A 20648-nucleotide genomic window follows, 5' to 3' on the forward strand; every position below is an offset into this window, starting at 1 on the left:
TCCGCTGGTTTCGCCGTTTCACCTGCCGTAAACCGCCAACTCGGACGGCTCGCGGCGAGGGGGTAGCCTGACGAGCGTGACCGATGCCGAAGCCGCCACCGTCCTCGTCCGCACCGAGAACTCGCTCGGGCGGATCACCCTGAACCGCCCCCGTGCGATCAACGCGCTCGATCTGGACATGATCCGCCTGATCACGGCGGCGCTCACCGCGTGGGTCGACGACCCCGACATCGAGACCGTGCTCATCGACGGGGAAGGCGAGCGCGGGCTCTGCGCCGGCGGAGACGTGCGCGCACTCTACGAGCAGCTCATCGAGGGTCACCGCGAGCAGATGGCGTCGTTCTTCCGGGAGGAGTACGCCATGAACGCGCTGATCGCCGAGTACCCCAAGCCGATCGTCGCGTTCGCCGACGGCATCACGATGGGCGGCGGGATCGGTCTGGCCGGCCACGCGGCGGTGCGGATCGTCACCGAGCGCTCCCGGCTGGCCATGCCCGAGACGCGCATCGGCTTCACCCCGGATGTCGGCGGCACGTGGCTCCTCGGTCGGGCTCCCGGCCGGATGGGCGAGTACTTCGGGCTCACCGGACAGAGCATGACCGGCGCGGACGCCGTGCACCTCGGCTTCGCCGACCATTTCGTCCCCGCCGAGCGCCTGGACGCGCTGCGCGAGGCGCTCGCCTACCGTGCCGATCCCGGCACCCCGAACGAGATGGTGCTGCTGTTCGACGAGACGCCCGACCCGTCGCCGCTGATCCAGGCACGTGCCTGGATCGACGAGGTCTTCTCCGCCGAGACGATCGGCGAGATCGCCGACCGGCTCCGGGCATCCGACGCCCCGGATGCCGCGGCGACACTCGCCGTGCTCGAGGAACTGGCGCCCACGGGGCTGGCGGTGACGCTCGACGCCGTGCGCGAGGCGCGCGCGATGGGCAGCGTGCGCGAGGCGCTCGAGGGCGAGTACCGCCGCGTGATGTGGTTCGGCACCCATCCGGACATGGTCGAGGGCATCCGGGCGCAGCTGATCGACAAGGACCGCCGGCCGAAGTGGAAGCCCGCCACGATCGCCGGGCTTCCCGAGGACGCCGGCGCCCCCGTCCGCGCCTTCACGCCGGACGAGCCGCTGTTCTGACCCGGTCCCGCCGGGCGGCTCGCGCGACGAGCGGCCCCGGTGCCCGGGCATCCGGGTCGCGATATGTCCCGGTATCGACGCCCGAGCCGCATCCGGGTCGCACTTCGTCCCGGAAAGCGACGCGCATTCCGGGACGAACTGCGACCTGAGCCGCCGAGCGACGCGCATTCCGGGACGAACTGCGACCTGAGCCGACGGGCACGGCGCCGTCGCCGATCGTCAGACCGAGGCGATGAGCTCCTGCAGGCGCGCGACGTGCGCGGCGGCCACGCGATCGCGGGCGTAGACGAGGGCGCCCTGTCGCGGTGCATCCAGCAGCGAGCGATCCGCCTCGAGGCGGATGATCGACTCGGCCAGCCCCTCGGCATCGGAGGTCGGGGTGCCGATCGCGGCGTCGCCGAACTCGGTCGCCAGCACCGGATCGCTCACGATCACGGGGCGACCGTGGGCGAAGGCCTCGAGGGCCACCATCGGCTGGTTGTCGAAGCCCAGCGAGGTGATCAGGGCGGCATCCGCGGCATCCATCAGCTCGCCGACGCGCTCGCCGGACACGGTCCCATGGAAGCTCACCCCCGGCGCCGGCCGGTGCGTGCCGCCGGCGACGTCCAGGTGCACGCGCGTGTCTCCGATGCGCTCGACCACGCGGCGCATCGCGTCGAGGGCGACCTCGACCCGCTTCTCGGGTGCGAATCGGGCCACCCAGAGAAGCCGCAGCGGGCCGCCGTCCGACGGCTCGGTCACGCGCAGCGGCTGCGCGACGTTCGAGAACGCCTCGACCCGGCCGGCGCCCGCGTCGCGCAGCGCCTGCGCCTGATGGCGCGACGGCGAGAGCACGATGTCGGCGCGCTGGGCGATGCGCAGCGTCATGGTGCGCAGGGCGTTGTTCAGCGGGTGACTGCCGGAGCAGCGGTCGCCGCCGCGGATGCCCGTCAGCGCGCTGTGCACGCGGGAGACCAGCGGCGCGAACGGTGCGAGCACCGCGGGAGCGCGCCAGAAGAAGGTGTGCACCGTGTGCAGCACGGGAACGCCCAAGCGCTTGCCCACGGCGATCGCGGCCGACGCCAGCGCGAACTCGGAGTGGATGACGATGGCGCCCACGCCGTGCCGGCGCACCGTGGCGGCGACGAGCGGTTCGAGGTCGCGCGCGCGGCCGAGCAGGGGCAGGTCGAGCACGGGGATGCTGCCCCGCCGCGGCGGGGCGATGGTCGTGATCGGATGCTCATCGTCCGCCGAGAGCGCTTCCGCATCCGGGGCCAGCACGACCACTGGCACGCCCTCGCCGGCGAGCGCCTCCGCCTGCCGGACGAATGCCGTCTGCGCGCCGCCCAGGTACTTCAGCGAGTAGTCGCAGACCAACAGCACCGCCGCCGACCCCGCGGCATCCTCTTCCGGCATGCCTGCGAGTCTATTCCGCGGCGTGCACGCGGTTCTTCGACCTGATCCAGGAAAACGCCGCCGATCCGGCGCTCGTTTCGCTCTGAGCGAAGGTCATCCTTCCGGGGGATACGGATGTCGGAACTTCGTGGCACCCTGTCATGTGGCCGATTCTCGGTCCCGATCTCCTAAGGAAGTCCGCCTGTGCTGGGAAAGCTCCTCTTCCGCTATCTCTCCAAATATCGATGGCTCCTGGTCGGCGTGCTGGTGTTCCAGTTCGCCAGCGCCATGGCCTCGCTGTACCTGCCCCGTCTCAACGCCGACATCATCGACAAGGGCGTCGCGAACGCCGACATCGGCTACATCTGGTCGCACGGCGCGTTCATGCTGCTGGTCTCGCTGAGCCAGATCGTCGCATCCATCGTCGCGACGTTCTTCGCCGCCCGCGCGGCGATGCAGGTGGGCCGTGACATCCGCGCCGACGTGTTCGCGCGCGTGAGCGGCTTCTCCGAGCGCGAGGTCTCGCAGTTCGGCGCCGGCTCGCTGATCACCCGCAACACCAACGACGTGCAGCAGGTGCAGATGCTGGCGATGATGGGCGCGACGATGTTCGTCACCGCTCCGCTGCTCGCCATCGGCGGCATCATCATGGCCGTGCAGACCAATGTCGGCCTGAGCTGGCTGATCGCCGTCTCGGTGCCGGTGCTGCTCATCGTCGCCGTGCTGATCATCGGCCGGATGGTGCCGCTGTTCCGTGCCAACCAGCAGCGGATCGACAGCGTCAACCGCATCATGCGCGAACAGCTCACCGGCGTGCGCGTCGTGCGCGCGTTCGTGCGCGAGCGCATCGAGGAGGAGAGGTTCCGGGGCGCGAACACGGACCTGATGATCCTCGGGCGCAAGATCGGCTCGCTCTTCGTCCTGCTCTTCCCGCTGTTCATGCTGATCCTGAACGTGACCGTCGTCGGCGTGATCTGGTTCGGGGGCGTCGAGGTCAACGAGGGCACCGTCGAAGTGGGGCAGCTGTTCGCCTTCATGCAGTACATCGGGCAGATCATGATGGGCGTGATCATGTCGAGCTTCATGGCGATGATGATTCCGCGCGCCGCGGTCTCGGCCGAGCGTGTGAGCGAGGTGCTCGACGCGGACTCCTCCATGGATCGTCCGGTGAACGGCGTGAAGGAGTTCCCGAACCCGGGCGCTGTGGCGTTCGAGGATGTCGAGTTCACCTATCCCGGCGCAGAATCGCCGGTGCTGAGAGGCATCAGCTTCCGCGCCGAGCCGGGCGAGACGGTGGCGATCGTCGGCTCGACGGGGGCGGGCAAGACGACCCTGATCTCGCTGATCCCGCGGCTGTTCGACGTGACCGGCGGCGCTGCGTTCGTCGGCGGCGCCGATGTGCGAGAGGCCGACGTGGATGCGCTGTGGAAGAGCATCGGACTCGTGCCCCAGCGCCCGTTCCTGTTCACCGGGACGGTGGCGTCGAACCTGCGCTACGGCCGTGAGGAGGCCACCGACGAGGAGCTCTGGAAGGCGCTGGAGATCGCTCAGGGCCGCGACTTCGTCGAGGAGATGCCCGAGGGTCTGAACTCGCGGATCGCACAGGGAGGGACCAACGTCTCGGGCGGACAGCGCCAGCGTCTCGCGATCGCGCGAGCCCTGGTGCACCAGCCGCAGATCCTCGTGTTCGACGATTCGTTCTCGGCCCTCGACCTCACCACGGATGCCCGGCTGCGTCAGGCGCTGTGGCGTGAGCTTCCCGAGGTCACGAAGATCGTCGTCGCGCAGCGCGTGTCGACGATCACGGATGCCGACCGGATCGTCGTCCTGGAGGGCGGCGTCATGGTGGGCGTCGGCACGCACGACGAGCTGCTCGCCAGCAGTGCCACCTACCGGGAGATCGTCGAGTCGCAGCTGGGGGTGGACGCATGAGCGCCGAGAACACGGGACAGGCCGAGAAGAACGGTCGGACGTCCGTGCGCCGTGAGCGCATGGCTGCCGCGCGCGCCGCGGCCGTCGGTCCGCAGGTCGAGATGACCGAGGCGGAGAAGGAGGAGGCCGAGCTCGCCGAGAAGGCGCGTCTCGACGGCGGAGGGTTCGACGGCCCCGCCCCGGGCAAGGCCGATCACTTCGGCCCCAGCTTCCTGCGCATGATCGGGCTGCTGAAGCCGTCGGCGCTGTGGTTCGTGCTCGTCTCCGTCCTCGGCGCGATCGGCGTCGTGCTCGCGGTGGCCGCGCCCAAGGTGCTCGCCGAAGCGACCAACGTCGTCTACGAGGGCTTCATCTCGATCCAGCTCGGGCTGCCCAACGGCGACTTCCCCGGCCTGCCCGCGGGCACGCCCAAGAGCGAGGTCGTCGAGATCCTGCGCGGCGCGGGCCAGGACGACTACGCGAACATGGTCGGCGCGATGGCCGACTTCGCGGTGGGCGACGGCGTCGACTTCGAGGCGCTGCGCTGGATCATCATGGCGGTGATGGCGATCTACATCGTCTCGGCCCTGCTCAGCTGGATCCAGGGTTACGTCATCAACGTGATCATGGTGCGCACCATGTGGCGCCTGCGCGAGGCGGTCGAGGCGAAGATCAACCGCCTGCCACTGTCGTACTTCGACAAGGTGCAGCGCGGCGAGCTGATCTCGCGCGTCACGAACGACATCGACAACATCACCCAGACGATGCAGCAGTCCCTCTCGGGCGCGCTGACGTCGGTGCTCACGGTCGTGGGCGTGCTGATCATGATGTTCTCGATCTCGTGGCAGCTCGCTCTCGTCGCACTGGTGTCCCTGCCGCTGATGGGCGTCATCTTCGGCGTCATCGGGCCGCGGTCGCAGAAGGCCTTCGGCACGCAGTGGCGCAAGGTCGGCCGTCTCAACGCCCGCGTCGAGGAGGCCTTCTCCGGCCACGCGCTCGTCAAGGTCTTCGGCCGTGAGCAGGACGCCCTCGACCGCTTCCAGTCCGAGAACGAGGAGCTGTACCAGGCGAGCTTCAAGGCGCAGTTCCTGTCGGGCATCATCATGCCCGCCATGACCTTCGTCGGGAACCTCACCTACGTGGGCATCGCGGTGCTGGGCGGCCTGATGGTGGCAGGCGGAAACCTGCGCCTCGGCGACGTGCAGGCCTTCATCCAGTACTCGCAGCAGTTCAGTCAGCCGCTCAGCGAGCTGGGCGGCATGGCCGCGGTGGTGCAGTCGGGCACGGCTTCGGCCGAGCGCGTCTTCGACTTCCTGGATGCCGACGAACAGGATCCGGATGCCGAGGACGCCCCGAAGGTGCCCGAGGGCAAGGGCGTCATCGAGTTCGAGCACGTCGCCTTCTCGTACAGCGAGGACCGACCGCTCATCAAGGACCTGTCCTTCCGGGTCGAGCCGGGGCAGACAGTCGCGATCGTCGGTCCGACGGGCGCGGGCAAGACCACGCTCGTGAACCTGATCATGCGGTTCTACGAGCTGAGCTCGGGGCGCATCCTGCTCGACGGGCAGGACATCGCCGACGTCGACCGCGACGAGCTGCGCTCGCGCACCGGCATGGTCCTGCAGGATCCCTGGCTGTTCGCCGGCTCCATCCGCGAGAACATCCGCTACGGCAAGGCGACCGCGACCGATGACGAGGTCATCGAAGCGGCCAAGGCGACGTACGTGGACCGCTTCGTGCACGCGCTGCCCGAGGGGTACGACACCGTCCTCGACGAGGACGCCTCGAACGTCTCGGCCGGCGAGCGTCAGCTGATCACGATCGCCCGTGCCTTCGTGGCGCAGCCGTCGATCCTCATCCTCGACGAGGCCACCAGCGCGGTCGACACCCGCACCGAGCTGCTGCTGCAGCACGCGATGGCGGCCCTGCGGAAGGGACGCACCTCGTTCGTGATCGCGCACCGTCTGTCGACGATCCGTGATGCCGACCTCATCCTGGTGATGGAGCACGGCGACATCGTCGAACAGGGCGATCACGACTCGCTGATCGCCGCCCAGGGCGCGTACTGGCGGCTGTACCAGTCGCAGTTCGAACAGGCCGCCACCGACATCGACGCGGAGGAGGCCCTCACCGGCTCGATGCCGGTCGTGGTGACGGGAGACGCCGAGGACGGCGCATCCGACGAGGATGCCGAGCCCACGAACGAGACGGTGGCCGCCGATTCCGTCGAGTCGACGGCATCCGACACCGGCCGGGCCTGACCCGCTGTCCCAGAGACGCCCGTCCCCGCTCGGGGGCGGGCGTCTTTCGGCGGGCGAGGTCGGCGCGCCGTCCACGTCGATGCCCGGCCCGGTCATCGCCGAGGCCGACTCAGTCCTTGTCGAGACCGAACAGCTCGAGCGGATGGGTGAGGCGCCACCAGAGGCTGGGCGCGGGCACGTCGTCGGCGAGCGACACCGACGTCTCTGCGGAGTCGATCGGGCCCTCGGCCGTGAGCGTGCCCGCCTCCGCGCCTGCGGTCGTCCTGGCGCCGAGATCGAGCGAGGCGGTCGCCGTCGCGGAGGCGCCGTTCCACAGCACCACGCGGGCATCGGCGTCCGTCACGACGTCCACCTCGGCTCCCCACTCGGTCGTGACCTGACCCACGACGGTTCCAGCCGGCACCGACACGGGCTGCTCGGCGAGGGATTCCTCCACCTCGGCGAACAGCGAGCGGGTGACGGCGAGGCGCGCCTTGTTGCTGTCCTGGCCGAGCACGGCGGCGAAGAGCCGCACCGTGTTCTCGCCGACCTGCACCTCCTTGGCGGTGAGCAGGTTCCAGTGCGACAGCGTGCCGGTCTTCACACCGACGACGCCGGCGTCCTTCAGCATCCCGTTCGTGTTGGTGACCGTGCCCACGCCGGGGATCTCCGCCGATCTCGTGCCGACGATCTCGGCGAAGACGGGGTTCTTCATCGCCAGCTCGCCGAGCTGGACCAGGCCCGCGGGTGTGGCGACGTTGCCGCTGTCGAATCCGGACGGCGTCACGAGCGTGACGCCGGAGATGCCGTGGTCCCTCAGCCACGTGGCCGACGCTGCGGCGAACGCGCGGTCGGAGCCCCAGAGCTCGTCGGAAAGCCGGTCGATGTAGTTGTTCGCGGAGCCGAGCAGAATGCCCTGCAGCATCTGGTACTCGGTCAGGCTCGCGCCAACGGGCACGTCGAGCGAGGACTGGTTCGCGCGACGGTAGCTCCAGTAGTCACGGGAGTCGGCGTAGGTGAACGCGAAGCTCGGGCCCTGCTCGCCGACCTCGAGCGGCAGCTCGTCGAGCACCATCAGGACGCTTGCGACCTTGGTGATGCTCGCGATCTCGTCCTGCGAGGTGGTCGACGCCAGCGGCGCGATGCCCTCCACGGCGACCGCCGCGCTGCCCTGCGCGGGAGCTGTTGCGGTCGCGGCGGGAGCGGGATCGATCTCCACCTGCGTGGCCGTGATGGTCGGCGGGACCTCGTGCAGCGGCCACAGCAGCGTCGTGGCGACGTACGAAGCGCAGAGCGCCGCGACGATGCCGACGGGGAAGAGCACCCGGGGGCGCCGCCAGCCGGGTGTCAGGCGGGCTCCCGCGAAGAGATCCGACGCCTCGGCATCCGCCGCGTCCGCGACGGCCACCCGTCGCGGGTCGAGCCAGGTCAGTGCCGTCGTCGGATGCGTCTCGTCGGCCCAGGCCCGGACGGGCTCGCGCTCGTCGTGCACCTCGGGATTCGAGTCGCCGTCGGAGTGCGGCTCGGAGAGGGACTCGGGCGGGGCTTCGCCCTCGTCGGGGCCGAAGAGGGCGGTCGCGGCGATCGGGGCCGCGTCGGCGGGGTCGGCGGCGCGTCCGCGGGGCGGACCGGTCTCGGGGACCGTGGTCTCGTCGTCGACATCCACAAGGTCAGTATCGTCGTCCCGCGCCGGGGCGACGGGAACCGCGCCGTCCGGGGCCGCCGACGTGTCCTGCGACCCGTCGGCGACGGACGTCTCCTGCCCGTCGTCTGCCTGCTCGCCGTGCGCGCGAGACCGCTCGCGCAGCGATCGGCGCGTGAGAGCACGCGTGGACTCGGGGGAGACAGTCACCCGACCTACGCTACCAAGCACTCACCGGACTATGATCGAGGTCATCACCACGGGAGTCCGGCGTGCCGGGCTGAGAGGAAGCGAACCGCGCTTCGACCGTCGAACCTGATCCGGATCATGCCGGCGCAGGGAGGAGTTCCTATGAACACGTCCGCACCCACGTCCACATCCGCGCCCGTCCGCGCCGGATTCCTCCGCCCCGGCGCCCTCCGCTGGCGCGTCGTCGACATCGTCGTCGCCAGCGTCCTCGGAGTCGCCTGCGGATTCCTGTTCTACGCCTGGAACTTCGGGTACCTCGGGCCGAAGGCCCTGCTCGAACCCTTGATGCCCGGCGTCCAGGGACTGCTCGACGGCCCGTGGCTGATCGCCGGCGTGCTCGGCGGCCTGGTGATCCGCAAGGCCGGCGCCGCGATCTACGTCGAGACGATCGCCGCCGTGGTCTCTGCGCTCGCGGGCGCGCAGTGGGGAGGGTTCCTCACGATCGAGGCCGGCCTCGTGCAGGGACTCGGCGCCGAACTGATCTTCCTGCTCTTCGCCTACCGGGTATGGACGCTGCCCGTCGCGGTGCTCGCCGGAGCCGGCGCCGCTCTCGCGGGCGGGATCAACAACATGATCCTCTGGTTCGCCGGATCGGATGCGACGTTCACCACCGTCTACATGATCTGCACCGTGCTCTCCGGCGCCGTGCTCGCGGGACTGCTCGGCTGGCTCCTGACCCGGGGTCTCGCGGCGACGGGCGCGTTGGACCGCTTCGGGTCGGGCCGTGAGGTCCGGGCGCGCGTCTGACATGGCATCCGCCGGGAACCGGCCGCTCGCGGTCGAGGCGCGCGGCTGGGGATGGCGGCATTCCAGCCGGCTCGCGTGGGCGCTGCGGGACGTGTCGCTGCGGATCGAGGAGGGCGAGCGCGTGCTGCTGCTCGGCGCCTCCGGCGCCGGCAAGTCGACCCTGCTGCACGGACTCGCCGGCGTGCTCGGCGGCGACGAGGAGGGCGAGGCCGAAGGGGAGCTGCTGATCGGAGGGATGCCTGCGGCCTCGGCGCGCGGCCGCGTCGGGCTCGTGCTGCAGGATCCTGATTCGCAGGTCATCCTCGCCCGCGTCGGCGATGACGTGGCCTTCGGCTGTGAGAACCTGGGCGTCCCGCGTGCGGAGATCTGGCGCCGGGTCGGGTCGGCACTGGACGCGGTCGGTCTCGACGTTCCCCTGGATCGGCCCACCAAGGCGCTGTCCGGCGGGCAGAAGCAGCGCCTCGCGCTCGCCGGCTCGCTGGCGATGCAGCCGGGACTGCTGCTGCTCGACGAACCGACCGCGAATCTCGACACCGACGGGGTGGTCGAGGTCAGGGAAGCGGTGGAGCGGATGCTGCGCACGCAGCACACCACGCTGGTCGTCGTCGAGCACCGTCTCGACGTGTGGCTCCCGCTGATCGATCGCGTCATCGTGATCGGAGGGGGCGGTGTGATCGCGGACGGGCATCCCGATCGCGTGCTCGTCGACGAGGGCGCCCGGCTGGCCGAGGCCGGGGTGTGGGTGCCAGGGCATCCGCCCCGCTTCCCACCCGCTCCGGCGTCCGCGCCCGGGCCGCAGCTGCTGCACGCCGCGGAGCTGTCGGTCGCTCGCGTGCGCGGCGCGACCGTCGCGCACGGCATCGATCTCGAGGTGCGGTCGGGGTCGGTGCTGGCGATCACCGGCCCGAACGGTGCGGGCAAGTCGACGCTCGGGCTGACCCTCGCGGGACTCCTGCCACCCGCGGCCGGCGGGGTCACGGCATCCGATCATCTCGCCGCCGGCGCGGGGCCGGAGCCGATCCGCTGGGCGTCACGGCAGCTGCTCACCCGCATCGGCACCGTCTTCCAGGAGCCCGAGCACCAGCTGCTGTCGAAGACCGTGCAGGACGAGCTCGAGGTCGGGCCCCGTTCGCTCGGCCTCGCGGATGCCGAGATCGCTGCGCGCACGGACGAACTGCTCCAGCGCCTGCGACTGGACCGGCTCGCCCGAGCGAACCCGTACACGCTGTCGGGCGGTGAGAAGAGACGTCTCACGGTCGCGGCATCCCTCGCGACCCGCCCGCAGGTGCTGATGCTCGACGAGCCCACCTTCGGTCAGGACGCGCGCACCTGGCAGGAGCTCGTCGCCATGCTCGCATCGCTGCGCGACGACGAGGGTTCCGCGGTGATCACGGTGACGCACGATCCGGATGTCGTCACCGCGCTGCACGCCGTCCGCTTCGAGATGGGAGCTGTGTCGTGACGCTGCTCGAGACCAGGGCGAGAACGGGGACCATCGCGCGGATCAACCCGGTCGCGAAGCTGGGGGCGAGCGCGCTGGTGGCCCTGCCGCTGATCCTCACCCTCGACATGGTCTCGGCCGCGGTGGCGCTCGTGCTGGAATGCGTGCTGTTCCTGTTCGCGGGAATCGGCTGGCGCGAGTTCTGGCTGCGCACGTGGCCGGTGTGGCTTGCCGCCCCCCTCACCGGTCTGACGATCGCGCTCTACGGCGAGGCGAGCGGCACCGTGCACCTGGAATGGTTCCTCGTGCGCATCAGCGACGGGTCGCTGCTGCTCGCCGGGGCCACCGTGCTGCGCGTTCTCGCGATCGCCCTGCCCTCGGTCGTGCTGTTCATCACGGTCGACCCGACCGATCTCGCCGACGGGCTGGCGCAGACGTGGCGGCTGCCTGCACGGTTCGTGCTCGGCGCGCTGGCCGGGCTGCGCATGGTGGGGCTGTTCATCGACGACTGGCGAGCGCTGCAGCTCGCGCGACGCGCTCGCGGGGTGGCGGACCGGGGACGGGTGCGCCGGTTCCTCGGGATGGCGTTCGCCCTGCTCGTGCTGTCGATCCGACGCGGCGCCAAACTGTCGACGGCGATGGAGGCTCGCGGCTTCGGCTCGCCGGTGCGACGCACGTGGGCGCGTCCCGCACGCTTCGGCCGGCCGGAGTGGATGCTCCTGTCGATCGGTGCCGCCATCTCGGGGGCGGCGATCGCGATCGCGGTGGCCGCGGGCACCTGGAACTTCATCCTCGGGCCCTCCTGAGCGCAGCACTCAACCGAGCAGCGGCTTCAGCACGCCTTCCAGCACCACGACGTGATTGTGCTCGGTGTCGTGGACGGCGTAGACCAGGGTGACGACCGGGCGCCCTCGGAGCTCGCCCACCAGTTCCTGCAGCGCGTCCGCGCTCGGGCCCGCGAGCTGTGCCCGGTAGCGTTCGGCGTTCGTCTCGAACTCGGCGCCTGGGGCGTGCCACGCGCGCCGCAGCTCGGCGGTGGGGGCGACGTCCTTGGCCCAGAGGTCGATCGCCGCGCGCTCCTTCGAGACGCCGCGCGGCCACAGCCGATCGACGAGAACACGGAACCCGTCGTCGGGGGAGGCGCTGTCGTAGGCTCGTTTGCGACGAAGTTCCATGTGCTCAGCATCCCCTCGTCTCGAAGATCCCGCCACAGGGAGACTCAGGACCACGTATGCTGAGACTCAGTCGCAGTGACGGCGCGATCCGCCGTCCGCGCAGCCGTTCGAAGGAGAACACATGCAGATCACGGGGCAGGGCGCGCTCATCACAGGCGGCGCCAGCGGGCTCGGACTCGCCAGCGCACGACGGCTCGCCGCTGGCGGCGCGCAGGTGACGATCGTCGACCTGCCGAGCTCGCCGGGCGCCGAGATCGCCGCGGAGCTCGGCGGCATCTTCGCCCCTGCCGACGTCACCAGCCCCGACCAGGTCGCGGCGGCGGTGGCATCCGCGCAGGCGACCGCACCCCTGCGCGTCGTCGTCAACTGCGCCGGCATCGCTCCGCCCGCGAAGGTCCTCGACCGCGACGGAAGCCCCGCCGACCTCGCCGGGTTCGAGCGGGTCATCCGCATCAACCTCGTCGGCACGTTCAACGTCATCTCGCAGGCATCCGCCGTGATCGCGCAGAACGAGCCCACCGACGCCGGCGACCGCGGCGTGATCGTGAACACCGCGAGCGTCGCCGCCTTCGACGGCCAGATCGGACAGGCCGCGTACTCGGCGTCGAAGGGCGGCGTGCACGCGATGACGCTTCCGATCGCGCGCGAGCTGGCCCGCCACGGCATCCGGGTGTGCACGATCGCACCCGGCATCATGGAGACCCCCATGCTGGCCGGTCTTCCGCAGGCCGCGCAGGACTCCCTCGGTCAGCAGGTCCCGTACCCGTCGCGCCTGGGCCGGCCCGACGAGTACGCCGCCCTGGTGGAGCACATCGTCGCCAACGGCTACCTCAACGGCGAGACGATCCGTCTCGACGGCGCCATCCGCATGGCACCGAAATAAACGCACGCCCGAAGGAGAAACCATGTCCCTCGCCGGAAAGACCATCCTCATGTCGGGCGGCAGCCGCGGCATCGGCCTCGCCATCGCACTGCGCGCGGCCGCGGACGGAGCGAACATCGCCATGCTCGCCAAGACCGACACCCCGCATCCCCGGCTCGAGGGGACCGTGCACACCGCCGCCGACGCGATCCGCGCGGCCGGTGGTCAGGCGCTGCCCATCGTGGGCGATGTGCGCGACGACGACCACATCACCGAGGCCGTGCTGAAGGCGCAGGGCGAGTTCGGCGGCATCGACATCGTCGTCAACAACGCCAGTGTGATCGACCTGTCCCGCTCGACCGACCTCGCCGCGAAGAAGTACGACCTCATGCAGGACGTGAACGTGCGCGGCACGTTCATGCTCTCGCGGGCAGCCGTGCCGGTGCTGAGGCAGGCGCCCAACCCGCACATCCTGTCGCTCTCCCCGCCACTGAACCTCTCGCCGAAATGGCTCGGCGCGCACACCGGGTACACGCTGGCGAAGTACGGCATGACCATGGCGACGCTCGGCATCGCCGCCGAGTTCGCCGACGACGGCATCGCCGCCAACACGCTGTGGCCCCGCACGACGATCGCGACGGCCGCGGTGCAGAACCTGCTGGGCGGCGACCGGGTGATGGCGGCCAGCCGCACGGCCGACATCTATGCGGATGCCGCCTATGCGGTGCTCACCAAGCCGGCCGCCTCGTACACCGGGCAGACGCTCATCGTCGAAGACGTGCTCGAGGCCGACGGTGTCACCGACTTCTCGAAGTACGCGGCCGTGCCCGGCACCCCCGACGACCGGCTGTACCCGGACATCTTCCTGGACTGAGCGTTCGCGCGGCCGGGTTCGGCGCGGCCGGAGTTCGGCGCGGCCGGGTCCGGCGCGGTCGGGGTTCACGTCGCAGTTCGACCTGGTCTGAGTCGCTGATCCCTGTCCCGGTCGCAGTTCGTCACGCTTTCCCCGTCGTATTCCGGGACGAACTGCGACCCGGGCGGGTGGCGGCGCCGGTTTCCGGGACGAACTGCAACCTGGGCGGCACGCGGTGCTCCCGAGACCCCAGCACGCGGTGCTCCCGAGGCCGCGACCCGAGCCGCGACCCGAACCCGGCGGACGCCGAGTCCGAGCCGGGCCGGGCTCCAAGGCGCGCATCCAGGGCTCTCGCGGGTCGCTCCCCGTACGCTTGGATGCATGCCCGCATCCGATCAGATTCCACCTGCCCGCAGCACGCCCGTGCGCGCCACCGGCCCCGCTCGCGGTGCGCAGGTGCGCCCGGCCACGGAGGGCTGGACGCAGAAGAAGGATGCCGAGGGCCGGCCGCTGCTGCAGTTCGCCAGCCCGAAGCGCGGAAAGCCTCCCGTGCACCTGGCCGACATGACTCCCCCGGAGCGGATCGAGAAGGTCAAGGAGCTGGGACTGCCCGGCTTCCGCGCCAAGCAGCTCGCGACCCACTACTTCACGCACTACACGTCCGACCCGGCGCACATGACCGACCTCCCCGCCGCGCAGCGGGATGAGCTCGTCGCGGGCATGCTGCCGCCGCTGCTCACCGAGGTGCGCAGGCTCGAGACCGACCGCGGCGACACGATCAAGTTCCTCTGGCGGCTGCACGACGGCGCGCTGGTCGAGTCGGTGCTCATGCGCTATCCGGGCCGCATCACGCTCTGCGTCTCGTCGCAGGCGGGCTGCGGCATGAACTGCCCGTTCTGCGCCACCGGCCAGGCGGGTCTGACCCGCAACATGTCCACCGCCGAGATCATCGAGCAGATCGTGCGGGCGAACCGGCTCATCGCGAACGGTGAGCTCGGCGGCAAGAAGGCCGACGATCACTCGATGGAGCGCGTCTCGAACATCGTCTTCATGGGAATGGGCGAGCCGCTCGCCAACTACAAGCGCGTGATGGACGCCGTGCGCGTCATGGTCGCCCCGCAGCCGGAGGGTCTCGGCATGAGCGCTCGCGGCATCACGGTGTCGACCGTCGGACTGGTGCCGGCGATCCGCAAACTCGCCGACGAGAACATCCCGGTGACCTTCGCCCTGTCGTTGCACGCTCCCGACGACCAGCTGCGCGACGAGCTGATCCCCGTGAACTCGCGCTGGAAGGTCGATGAGGCGCTGGATGCCGCGCGCGAGTACTTCGAGAAGACCGGCCGCCGGGTCTCGATCGAGTACGCGCTGATCAAGGACATGAACGACCACGCCTGGCGCGCCGACCTGCTGGCCGAGAAGCTGAACGCCCGGGGCCGCGGCTGGGTGCACGTGAACCCGATCCCGCTGAACCCCACGCCCGGCTCCATCTGGACCTCATCGGATGTCGACGTGCAGAACGAGTTCGTGCGCCGGCTGAACGACGCCGGCATCCCGACCACGCTGCGCGACACCCGCGGCAAGGAGATCGACGGCGCCTGCGGCCAGCTCGTCGCCACCACCGAAGACGAGGCGGCCGCCGCGTCGCTCGGCTGAGCCTCAGTCGTGCGGGGTGCGCAGGCGCAGCATCCGGCCCGAACCCTCGACGAGCTCGGCCCAGGAGCCGACGTCGACCGCGCATTCCGCGACGGTGCACGTGGGGAACTCCACGAAGGCGCCGGTGAGCTCGACGACCGCGTCGCGCATCCCCGGATTGTGCCCCACCAGCATCGCCACGGCGACGTCGTCGGGCAGGGCCGCGGCGACCTCCAGGACGGTGCGTGCGGATGCCCCGTAGAGCGCCGGCTCCTCGACCACCGTGAGCCCGAACGCGGCGGCGTACTCGTCGGCCGTGGCAGCTGCCCGCTTCGCCGTGCTCGATACGATCCGCTCGACGGCGACGGCCTCCTGGGCCAGGCGCCCGGCCATGTCGGGGGCGTCGCGACGGCCGCGTCCGTTGAGCGGGCGGTCGTGGTCCGAGAGGCCGTGGATGCCCCAATCCGACTTCGCGTGGCGTGCGAGCAGCAGCGTCTTCATGACACCAGCCTGGCACCGGTTCGGTGGTCGCGCACCCCGGGCTCAGCCCTCGCGACCCTGCGGGATCGCTGAGCGTTCGTTACGGTGGAAGACCACCACACCTCCTTGGACGCCGCGGTGGTGGACCGGACGAGGAGACGACCACCATGACGACGACCCTGTACGTCGACGGCGAGTGGCGGGGAGCCGCCGACGGCGCCGTCCGCGACATCCGCTGCCCCGCCGACGGGCGGCTCGTGGGCTCCGTGTCCGAGGCCGGCGCCGGCGACACGGAGCAGGCGATCGCCGCGGCGCGCCGCGCGTTCGATTCGGGACCTTGGCGTGCGACGACGGCTGCGGAGCGCGGCGACCTGCTGTTGCGCGTGGCCGATCTGCTCGACGAGCGTCAGGAGGAGTTCGCGCGCGCCGAGGCCGACGACACCGGCAAGCGCATCGTCGAGGCGCGCATCGACATGGGCGACATCGCGGCCTGCTTCCGGTACTTCGGCAAGCTGGCCGCGAACGAGGCGGGCCGCCTGGTCGACGCCGGATCGGCCGACGTGCTCTCGCGCATCCAGTACGAGCCGGTCGGCGTCTGCGCGCTCATCTCGCCCTGGAACTATCCGCTGCTGCAGGCCGCCTGGAAGATCGCACCGGCGCTCGCCGCAGGCGACACGTTCGTGCTCAAGCCGGCCGAGCTCACCCCGCACACGGCGATCCTGATGATGCACGTCCTCGCCGAGGCCGGCGTTCCCGCCGGCGTCGCCAATCTGATCACGGGCGCGGGCGCGACGGCGGGCGAGCCGCTGAGCTCGCATCCGGACATCGATCTGGTCTCGTTCACCGGGGGCCTGGTCACAGGCCGGCACATCATGGCGAACGCCGCGGCGACCGTGAAGAAGGTCGCGCTGGAGCTCGGTGGCAAGAACCCGAACGTGATCTTCGCCGACGCGGACTTCGACGCCGCCCTCGACAACGCGCTGAACGGCGCTTTCGTGCACTCCGGACAGGTGTGCTCGGCCGGCGCACGTCTGATCGTCGAGGAGTCGATCCGCGACCGCTTCGTCGACGCGCTGGTCGAGCGGGCTCAGGGCATCCGGCTCGGCGGGCCCTACGATCCCGAGGCCGAGACCGGCCCCCTCATCTCCGAAGCGCACCGGCAGAAGGTGGACGGCTACGTCCGGCGGGCCGTCGAGGACGGCGCCGTCGTGCGCTGCGGCGGGCGCGAGGCGACCGACGACGACCGGGAGGGTCTGAGCGGCGGCTGGTACTACCTGCCCACCGTGCTCGACCGCGTCGCGCGGGGCTCGTCGGCCGTGTCCGACGAGGCGTTCGGTCCCGTCGTCACCGTCGAATCGTTCCGCACCGAGGATGAGGCGATCGAGATCGCGAACGACACGATCTACGGCCTCGCCGGGGCGGTGTGGACGCAGGACGCCGGTCGCGCGCAGCGCGTCGCGAACCGTCTGCGGCACGGCACCGTCTGGATCAACGACTACCACCCGTACCTGCCGCAGGCCGAGTGGGGCGGCTTCAAGCAGTCCGGCTTCGGCCGCGAGCTCGGACCGACCGGGCTCGCGGAGTACGTCGAGGCCAAGCACGTCTATCAGAATCTGCGTCCCGCGGTGACCGGCTGGTTCGCGGACCGGCGCGGCGGCTCAGCAGAACCGGCGGGCGAAGCGGCGGAGGACGCATGACGACCGGCGACAGCCCCCAGCCCGGCGAGTACGACTACGTCGTGATCGGCGGCGGATCCGCCGGCGCCGCCGTCGCGGCCCGGCTCTCGGAGGACCCCGATGTGACCGTCGCCCTGCTCGAGGCGGGTCCGACCGACGTCGGCGTCGACGCCGTGCTGCGGCTGGATCGATGGCCCGCGCTGCTGGAGTCGGGCTACGACTGGGACTACCCCATCGAGGAGCAGGAGCACGGCAACTCGTTCATGCGCCAGGCGCGCGCACGGGTGCTCGGCGGATGCTCGTCGCATAACTCGTGCATCGCCTTCCACACTCCCGCCGAGGATCTGGACCAGTGGGCGGCCATGGGCGCCGAGGGATGGCAGGCCGAGAACCTGCTGCCGTATCTTCGGCGCCTGGAGAGCAACGATCAGCCCGGCGACCACCACGGTCATGACGGTCCGGTGGTGCTGCGACAGGTGCCGGATGCCGACCCGTGCGGCGTCGCGGTGCTCGAGGCGTGCTCGGCGCTGGGCATTCCGCGTGTGCAGTTCAACGACGGCACGACGGTCGTCGAAGGAGCGGCCTTCTTCCAGATCAACGCCCGCGAGGACGGTGTGCGGTCGTCGTCGTCGGTGAGCTACCTGCATCCGATCCTGGACCGCCCGAACCTGGCGATCCTCACGGAGCACCGGGTGAAGCGGATCACCTTCGACGAGGACCTGCGCGCCACCGGCGCGGACGTGCGTGCCGGTGACCTGGCCGGCACCGTGCACATCGGCGCGCGCCGCGAGGTGATCCTCTCCGCAGGTGCGATCGACTCGCCCAAGCTGCTGATGCTCTCCGGCATCGGCCCCGCCGAGCACCTGGCCGAGGTGGGCGTGGAGGTGCTCGTGGACGCCCCCGGCGTCGGCGAGCACACCCAGGACCACCCGGAGGGCGTGATCTCATGGGAGGCGAAGCGGCCGATGGTGGCCACGTCGACGCAGTGGTGGGAGATCGGCATCTTCGCCCGCACGCCCGACGCGGCCGAACGTGATGACGACAGGCCCGACCTGATGTTCCACTACGGGACGGCGCCGTTCGACATGCACACCGTGCGCCAGGGGTACCCGACGGCCGAGAACGTGTTCGTGCTCACCCCGAACGTCACCCACGCGCGCAGCCGGGGCACCGTGCGACTGCGCTCGCGCGACTTCCGCGACAAGCCGAGGGTCGACCCGCGCTACTTCTCCGACCCGCACGACATGCGGGTGATGGTCGAGGGGATCAAGCTGGCGCGCCGCATCGCCGCGCAGCCCGCGATGCGCGAGTGGACGGGGCGTGAGCTCTTCCCCGGCCCCGACGTGCAGACCGACGAGGAGATCGCCGACTACGTGGCGAAGACGCACAACACGGTCTACCACCCGACCGGATCGGTGCGCATGGGTGCGGCGGACGACGACTCCTCGCCCCTGGATCCGCAGCTGCGGGTGAAGGGGGTCACCGGCCTGCGGGTCGCGGATGCCTCGGTGATGCCCGAGATCGTCACGGTCAACCCGAACATCACGGTGATGCTCATCGGCGAGCGCTGCGCCGATCTCGTGAGGGCCGATCGGCTCGGCGTGCCCGTCGCGGAGATCGCGCCGCGCTGACGCTCGCCGGCGACCCCTGCAGCAAGGCTTCCTGAGAACGGTTCGCAGGGGTTGCCGGGCTCGCGCACAGGTGCGTGTTCCTACTCTCGAGGGATGTCCTACTCCGCGCATCGCCCTGGACGGATGGATTCTCAGGGGCGGATCTCGCTCGACACCGACGGCCCCGACGGCACGGTCAGCGACGAAGACCTCGACTTCCTCCGACGTTTCGAGCCGACCGGCTCCTCCACTCGACCGGATGTCTCGGACGCCGACACGCACCCGACGCAGACGACCGAGACGGATGCCACGCGGCCGCTGCCACCCGTGACCGCGCCGCGTCCGAAGAGGGAGCGCGTCCCGCGCACCCGGCGCCCGCGCATGCCCGGCTCCCGGCTGCGCACCCTCGCCGTCCTCGGCGGGGCGGACGGGCCCATCCTCGACCGCGTGCCCGGTGAGACGCCGCGCTTCGTGCAGATGTTCTTCGTGCTGCTCGGCACCGCTCTCGTGTCGGCCGTCTCCATGCTCTTCGCCCTCACCACGGGCGTGCAGGTCGCGATCTGGCTGGCCGTGCCGCTCGCGATCGTGTGGGCGGCGATCATCTTCAACCTCGACCGCTTCCTCACCTCGACGATGACCTCGACGCGCAGCATCGGCAAGCTCATCGCCCTGGCGCTGCCGCGCGTGGCGATGGCCGCCGTGATCGGCTTCCTCGTCGCGGAGCCGCTCGTGCTGCAGGTGTTCCACAACGACATCGCCCGCGAAGTGGCATCCACCAACATCACCCAGTCGCAGTCCGATCAGGACGCCCTCGAGAAGGGTCCGGAGAAGCAGGCACTGGACGCCGCGACCGAACGCGTCGCGGCGCTCGAGAACCAGGCGGCGACGGGCATCGTCGCCGGCACGGACTCGGGCTCGGCGTCGACGACCGCGGCCGCATCGACCGTCGACGAGATCACCGGCAAGATGGCCGAGCAGCAGAAGGTCATCGACTCGGCGCGGGCGCTGTACCAGTGCGAGCTCACCGGAGAGGGCGCCGGGACCGTGCCCGGCTGCACCGGCGTCAACGGCCAGGGATCCAGCTCGGATGCCGCGAAGGCGCAGCTCGCGCAGGCCCAGCAGACCTACGACGCGCTCGCCGCCCAGCTGCGCTCGGCCAACGACGACCTGTCGGCGGCCGAGACCGCCGCCAAGGAGAACACCACGTCGGCGGAGGCATCGAACCGCCAGCAGGCGAAGGATCAGCTTCCGGCCGCGAAGCAGACGTACGAGAACGCGCTGGCCGCGTACAACGCCCGCGCCGACTCGGTCGCGCAGGGCAACGCCGGCGCGATCGGGCTGCTCAGCCAGATCACGGGCCTGAACCGCCTGGCGGACAAGGAGCCGGCGATCTTCTGGGCGCACTGGCTGATCGCGGCGCTGTTCTTCATGATCGAGCTGCTGCCGGTGATCGTGAAGGTGCTCACCAGCTTCGGCGACCCGACGCTGTACGAGCGCACGGTCGCGATCCGCAAGCAGGTCGAGCTCGACCGGGTGACCGCCGACGGCTTCCGCGACCGGGCGGCCATCGTCTCCACCTGACCGTCAGGAGTTCCGCGCGGTGATGCCGGCGCATCCCGACGCG

Annotated in this window: 16 protein-coding genes and 1 riboswitch; of the genes, 12 read left to right on the top strand and 4 right to left on the bottom strand. The window is 70.6% G+C overall.

The features are described 5' to 3' along the window. Positions 1–76 precede the first annotated feature (76 nt). Positions 77–1132, top strand: coding sequence for an enoyl-CoA hydratase/isomerase family protein (locus tag ACFWHT_RS11195; RefSeq protein WP_378828448.1), 1056 nt, complete (start codon positions 77–79; stop codon positions 1130–1132). A 219-nt stretch (positions 1133–1351) separates the two neighbouring features. On the opposite strand, the gene ACFWHT_RS11200 is transcribed toward ACFWHT_RS11195, so the two are convergent. Then, a complete protein-coding gene (locus tag ACFWHT_RS11200) occupies positions 1352–2527 on the bottom strand; it encodes a glycosyltransferase family 4 protein (protein ID WP_378828450.1) in 1176 nt (391 codons plus the stop codon). 183 nt (positions 2528–2710) lie between these two features. Between ACFWHT_RS11200 and ACFWHT_RS11205 the strand changes: the two genes are divergently transcribed. Both ACFWHT_RS11205 and ACFWHT_RS11210 read left to right on the top strand, forming a co-directional pair. Beyond that, positions 2711–4438: an ABC transporter ATP-binding protein gene (locus ACFWHT_RS11205; RefSeq protein ID WP_378828452.1), complete on the top strand. Its 1728-nt coding sequence runs from the start codon at positions 2711–2713 to the stop codon at positions 4436–4438. Positions 4439–4497: 59 nt separating this feature from the next. Continuing rightward, positions 4498–6678 carry an ABC transporter ATP-binding protein gene (locus ACFWHT_RS11210; protein WP_378829478.1) on the top strand — a complete coding sequence of 727 codons (2181 nt, stop codon included), beginning with the start codon at positions 4498–4500 and terminating at the stop codon, positions 6676–6678. Positions 6679–6787: 109 nt separating this feature from the next. Here the strand turns inward: ACFWHT_RS11210 and ACFWHT_RS11215 are convergent, their stop codons facing one another. Continuing rightward, entirely contained in the window at positions 6788–8509 is a 1722-nt protein-coding gene (locus ACFWHT_RS11215) for a D-alanyl-D-alanine carboxypeptidase family protein (protein ID WP_378828455.1), read from the bottom strand. 39 nt (positions 8510–8548) lie between these two features. Further along, positions 8549–8658: riboswitch (TPP riboswitch) on the top strand. Between ACFWHT_RS11215 and ACFWHT_RS11220 the strand changes: the two genes are divergently transcribed. The 3 genes from ACFWHT_RS11220 to ACFWHT_RS11230 all read left to right on the top strand — a co-directional run bounded on the left by ACFWHT_RS11220 (position 8651) and on the right by ACFWHT_RS11230 (position 11542). Continuing rightward, positions 8651–9295 (top strand): ECF transporter S component, encoded by a 645-nt coding sequence (locus tag ACFWHT_RS11220; RefSeq protein ID WP_378828457.1) that lies wholly within the window; start codon positions 8651–8653, stop codon positions 9293–9295. (Overlaps the previous riboswitch by 8 nt.) Position 9296: 1 nt before the next feature. Then, complete coding sequence (locus tag ACFWHT_RS11225; RefSeq protein ID WP_378828459.1) at positions 9297–10757, top strand: ABC transporter ATP-binding protein; 1461 nt, start codon at positions 9297–9299, stop codon at positions 10755–10757. After that, on the top strand, positions 10754–11542 hold the full coding sequence (locus ACFWHT_RS11230; RefSeq protein ID WP_378828460.1) for an energy-coupling factor transporter transmembrane component T family protein: 789 nt from the start codon (positions 10754–10756) through the stop codon (positions 11540–11542). The genes ACFWHT_RS11225 and ACFWHT_RS11230 overlap by 4 nt, the downstream gene beginning before the upstream one ends. Before the next feature lie 9 nt (positions 11543–11551). On the opposite strand, the gene ACFWHT_RS11235 is transcribed toward ACFWHT_RS11230, so the two are convergent. Next, on the bottom strand, positions 11552–11911 hold the full coding sequence (locus tag ACFWHT_RS11235; RefSeq protein WP_378828462.1) for a DUF488 domain-containing protein: 360 nt from the start codon (positions 11909–11911) through the stop codon (positions 11552–11554). 121 nt (positions 11912–12032) lie between these two features. Here ACFWHT_RS11235 and ACFWHT_RS11240 point away from each other — a divergent pair, with 121 nt between their 5' ends. From ACFWHT_RS11240 to rlmN, 3 genes are all read left to right on the top strand, one after another. Beyond that, entirely contained in the window at positions 12033–12794 is a 762-nt protein-coding gene (locus ACFWHT_RS11240; RefSeq protein ID WP_378828464.1) for an SDR family NAD(P)-dependent oxidoreductase, read from the top strand. Positions 12795–12816: 22 nt separating this feature from the next. After that, on the top strand, positions 12817–13647 hold the full coding sequence (locus ACFWHT_RS11245; protein ID WP_378828466.1) for an SDR family oxidoreductase: 831 nt from the start codon (positions 12817–12819) through the stop codon (positions 13645–13647). A gap of 360 nt (positions 13648–14007) precedes the next feature. Continuing rightward, positions 14008–15279 (top strand): 23S rRNA (adenine(2503)-C(2))-methyltransferase RlmN, encoded by a 1272-nt coding sequence (rlmN, locus tag ACFWHT_RS11250; RefSeq protein WP_378828468.1) that lies wholly within the window; start codon positions 14008–14010, stop codon positions 15277–15279. Positions 15280–15282: 3 nt separating this feature from the next. Here the strand turns inward: rlmN and ACFWHT_RS11255 are convergent, their stop codons facing one another. After that, positions 15283–15759, bottom strand: a complete 477-nt coding sequence (locus tag ACFWHT_RS11255; RefSeq protein ID WP_378828470.1) for a SixA phosphatase family protein — start codon at positions 15757–15759, stop codon at positions 15283–15285. Positions 15760–15905: 146 nt separating this feature from the next. Here ACFWHT_RS11255 and ACFWHT_RS11260 point away from each other — a divergent pair, with 146 nt between their 5' ends. The 3 genes from ACFWHT_RS11260 to ACFWHT_RS11270 all read left to right on the top strand — a co-directional run bounded on the left by ACFWHT_RS11260 (position 15906) and on the right by ACFWHT_RS11270 (position 20605). Next, complete coding sequence (locus ACFWHT_RS11260; protein ID WP_378828471.1) at positions 15906–17435, top strand: aldehyde dehydrogenase family protein; 1530 nt, start codon at positions 15906–15908, stop codon at positions 17433–17435. Continuing rightward, positions 17432–19045, top strand: coding sequence for a GMC family oxidoreductase (locus ACFWHT_RS11265; RefSeq protein ID WP_378828473.1), 1614 nt, complete (start codon positions 17432–17434; stop codon positions 19043–19045). Before ACFWHT_RS11260 ends, ACFWHT_RS11265 begins: the two co-directional genes overlap by 4 nt. Positions 19046–19138: 93 nt before the next feature. Further along, a complete protein-coding gene (locus ACFWHT_RS11270) occupies positions 19139–20605 on the top strand; it encodes a DUF4407 domain-containing protein (protein WP_378828476.1) in 1467 nt (488 codons plus the stop codon). Positions 20606–20648: the final 43 nt, after the last annotated feature.

Source organism: Microbacterium sp. NPDC058342, assembly GCF_042723935.1.
Classification (GTDB): Bacteria; Actinomycetota; Actinomycetes; order Actinomycetales; family Microbacteriaceae; genus Microbacterium.

Excerpts from the sequence above, each read along its gene's own strand:
- ACFWHT_RS11225 (WP_378828459.1), top strand. The coding sequence starts at position 9,297 with ATGGCATCCGCCGGGAACCGGCCGCTCGCGGTCGAGGCGCGCGGCTGG.
- ACFWHT_RS11265 (WP_378828473.1), top strand. The coding sequence starts at position 17,432 with ATGACGACCGGCGACAGCCCCCAGCCCGGCGAGTACGACTACGTCGTG.
- ACFWHT_RS11210 (WP_378829478.1), top strand. The coding sequence starts at position 4,498 with ATGGCTGCCGCGCGCGCCGCGGCCGTCGGTCCGCAGGTCGAGATGACC.
- ACFWHT_RS11255 (WP_378828470.1), bottom strand. The coding sequence starts at position 15,759 with ATGAAGACGCTGCTGCTCGCACGCCACGCGAAGTCGGATTGGGGCATC.
- ACFWHT_RS11260 (WP_378828471.1), top strand. The coding sequence starts at position 15,906 with ATGACGACGACCCTGTACGTCGACGGCGAGTGGCGGGGAGCCGCCGAC.
- ACFWHT_RS11220 (WP_378828457.1), top strand. The coding sequence starts at position 8,651 with ATGAACACGTCCGCACCCACGTCCACATCCGCGCCCGTCCGCGCCGGA.
- ACFWHT_RS11235 (WP_378828462.1), bottom strand. The coding sequence starts at position 11,911 with ATGGAACTTCGTCGCAAACGAGCCTACGACAGCGCCTCCCCCGACGAC.
- ACFWHT_RS11200 (WP_378828450.1), bottom strand. The coding sequence starts at position 2,527 with ATGCCGGAAGAGGATGCCGCGGGGTCGGCGGCGGTGCTGTTGGTCTGC.
- ACFWHT_RS11240 (WP_378828464.1), top strand. The coding sequence starts at position 12,033 with ATGCAGATCACGGGGCAGGGCGCGCTCATCACAGGCGGCGCCAGCGGG.
- rlmN (WP_378828468.1), top strand. The coding sequence starts at position 14,008 with ATGCCCGCATCCGATCAGATTCCACCTGCCCGCAGCACGCCCGTGCGC.
- ACFWHT_RS11245 (WP_378828466.1), top strand. The coding sequence starts at position 12,817 with ATGTCCCTCGCCGGAAAGACCATCCTCATGTCGGGCGGCAGCCGCGGC.
- ACFWHT_RS11270 (WP_378828476.1), top strand. The coding sequence starts at position 19,139 with ATGTCCTACTCCGCGCATCGCCCTGGACGGATGGATTCTCAGGGGCGG.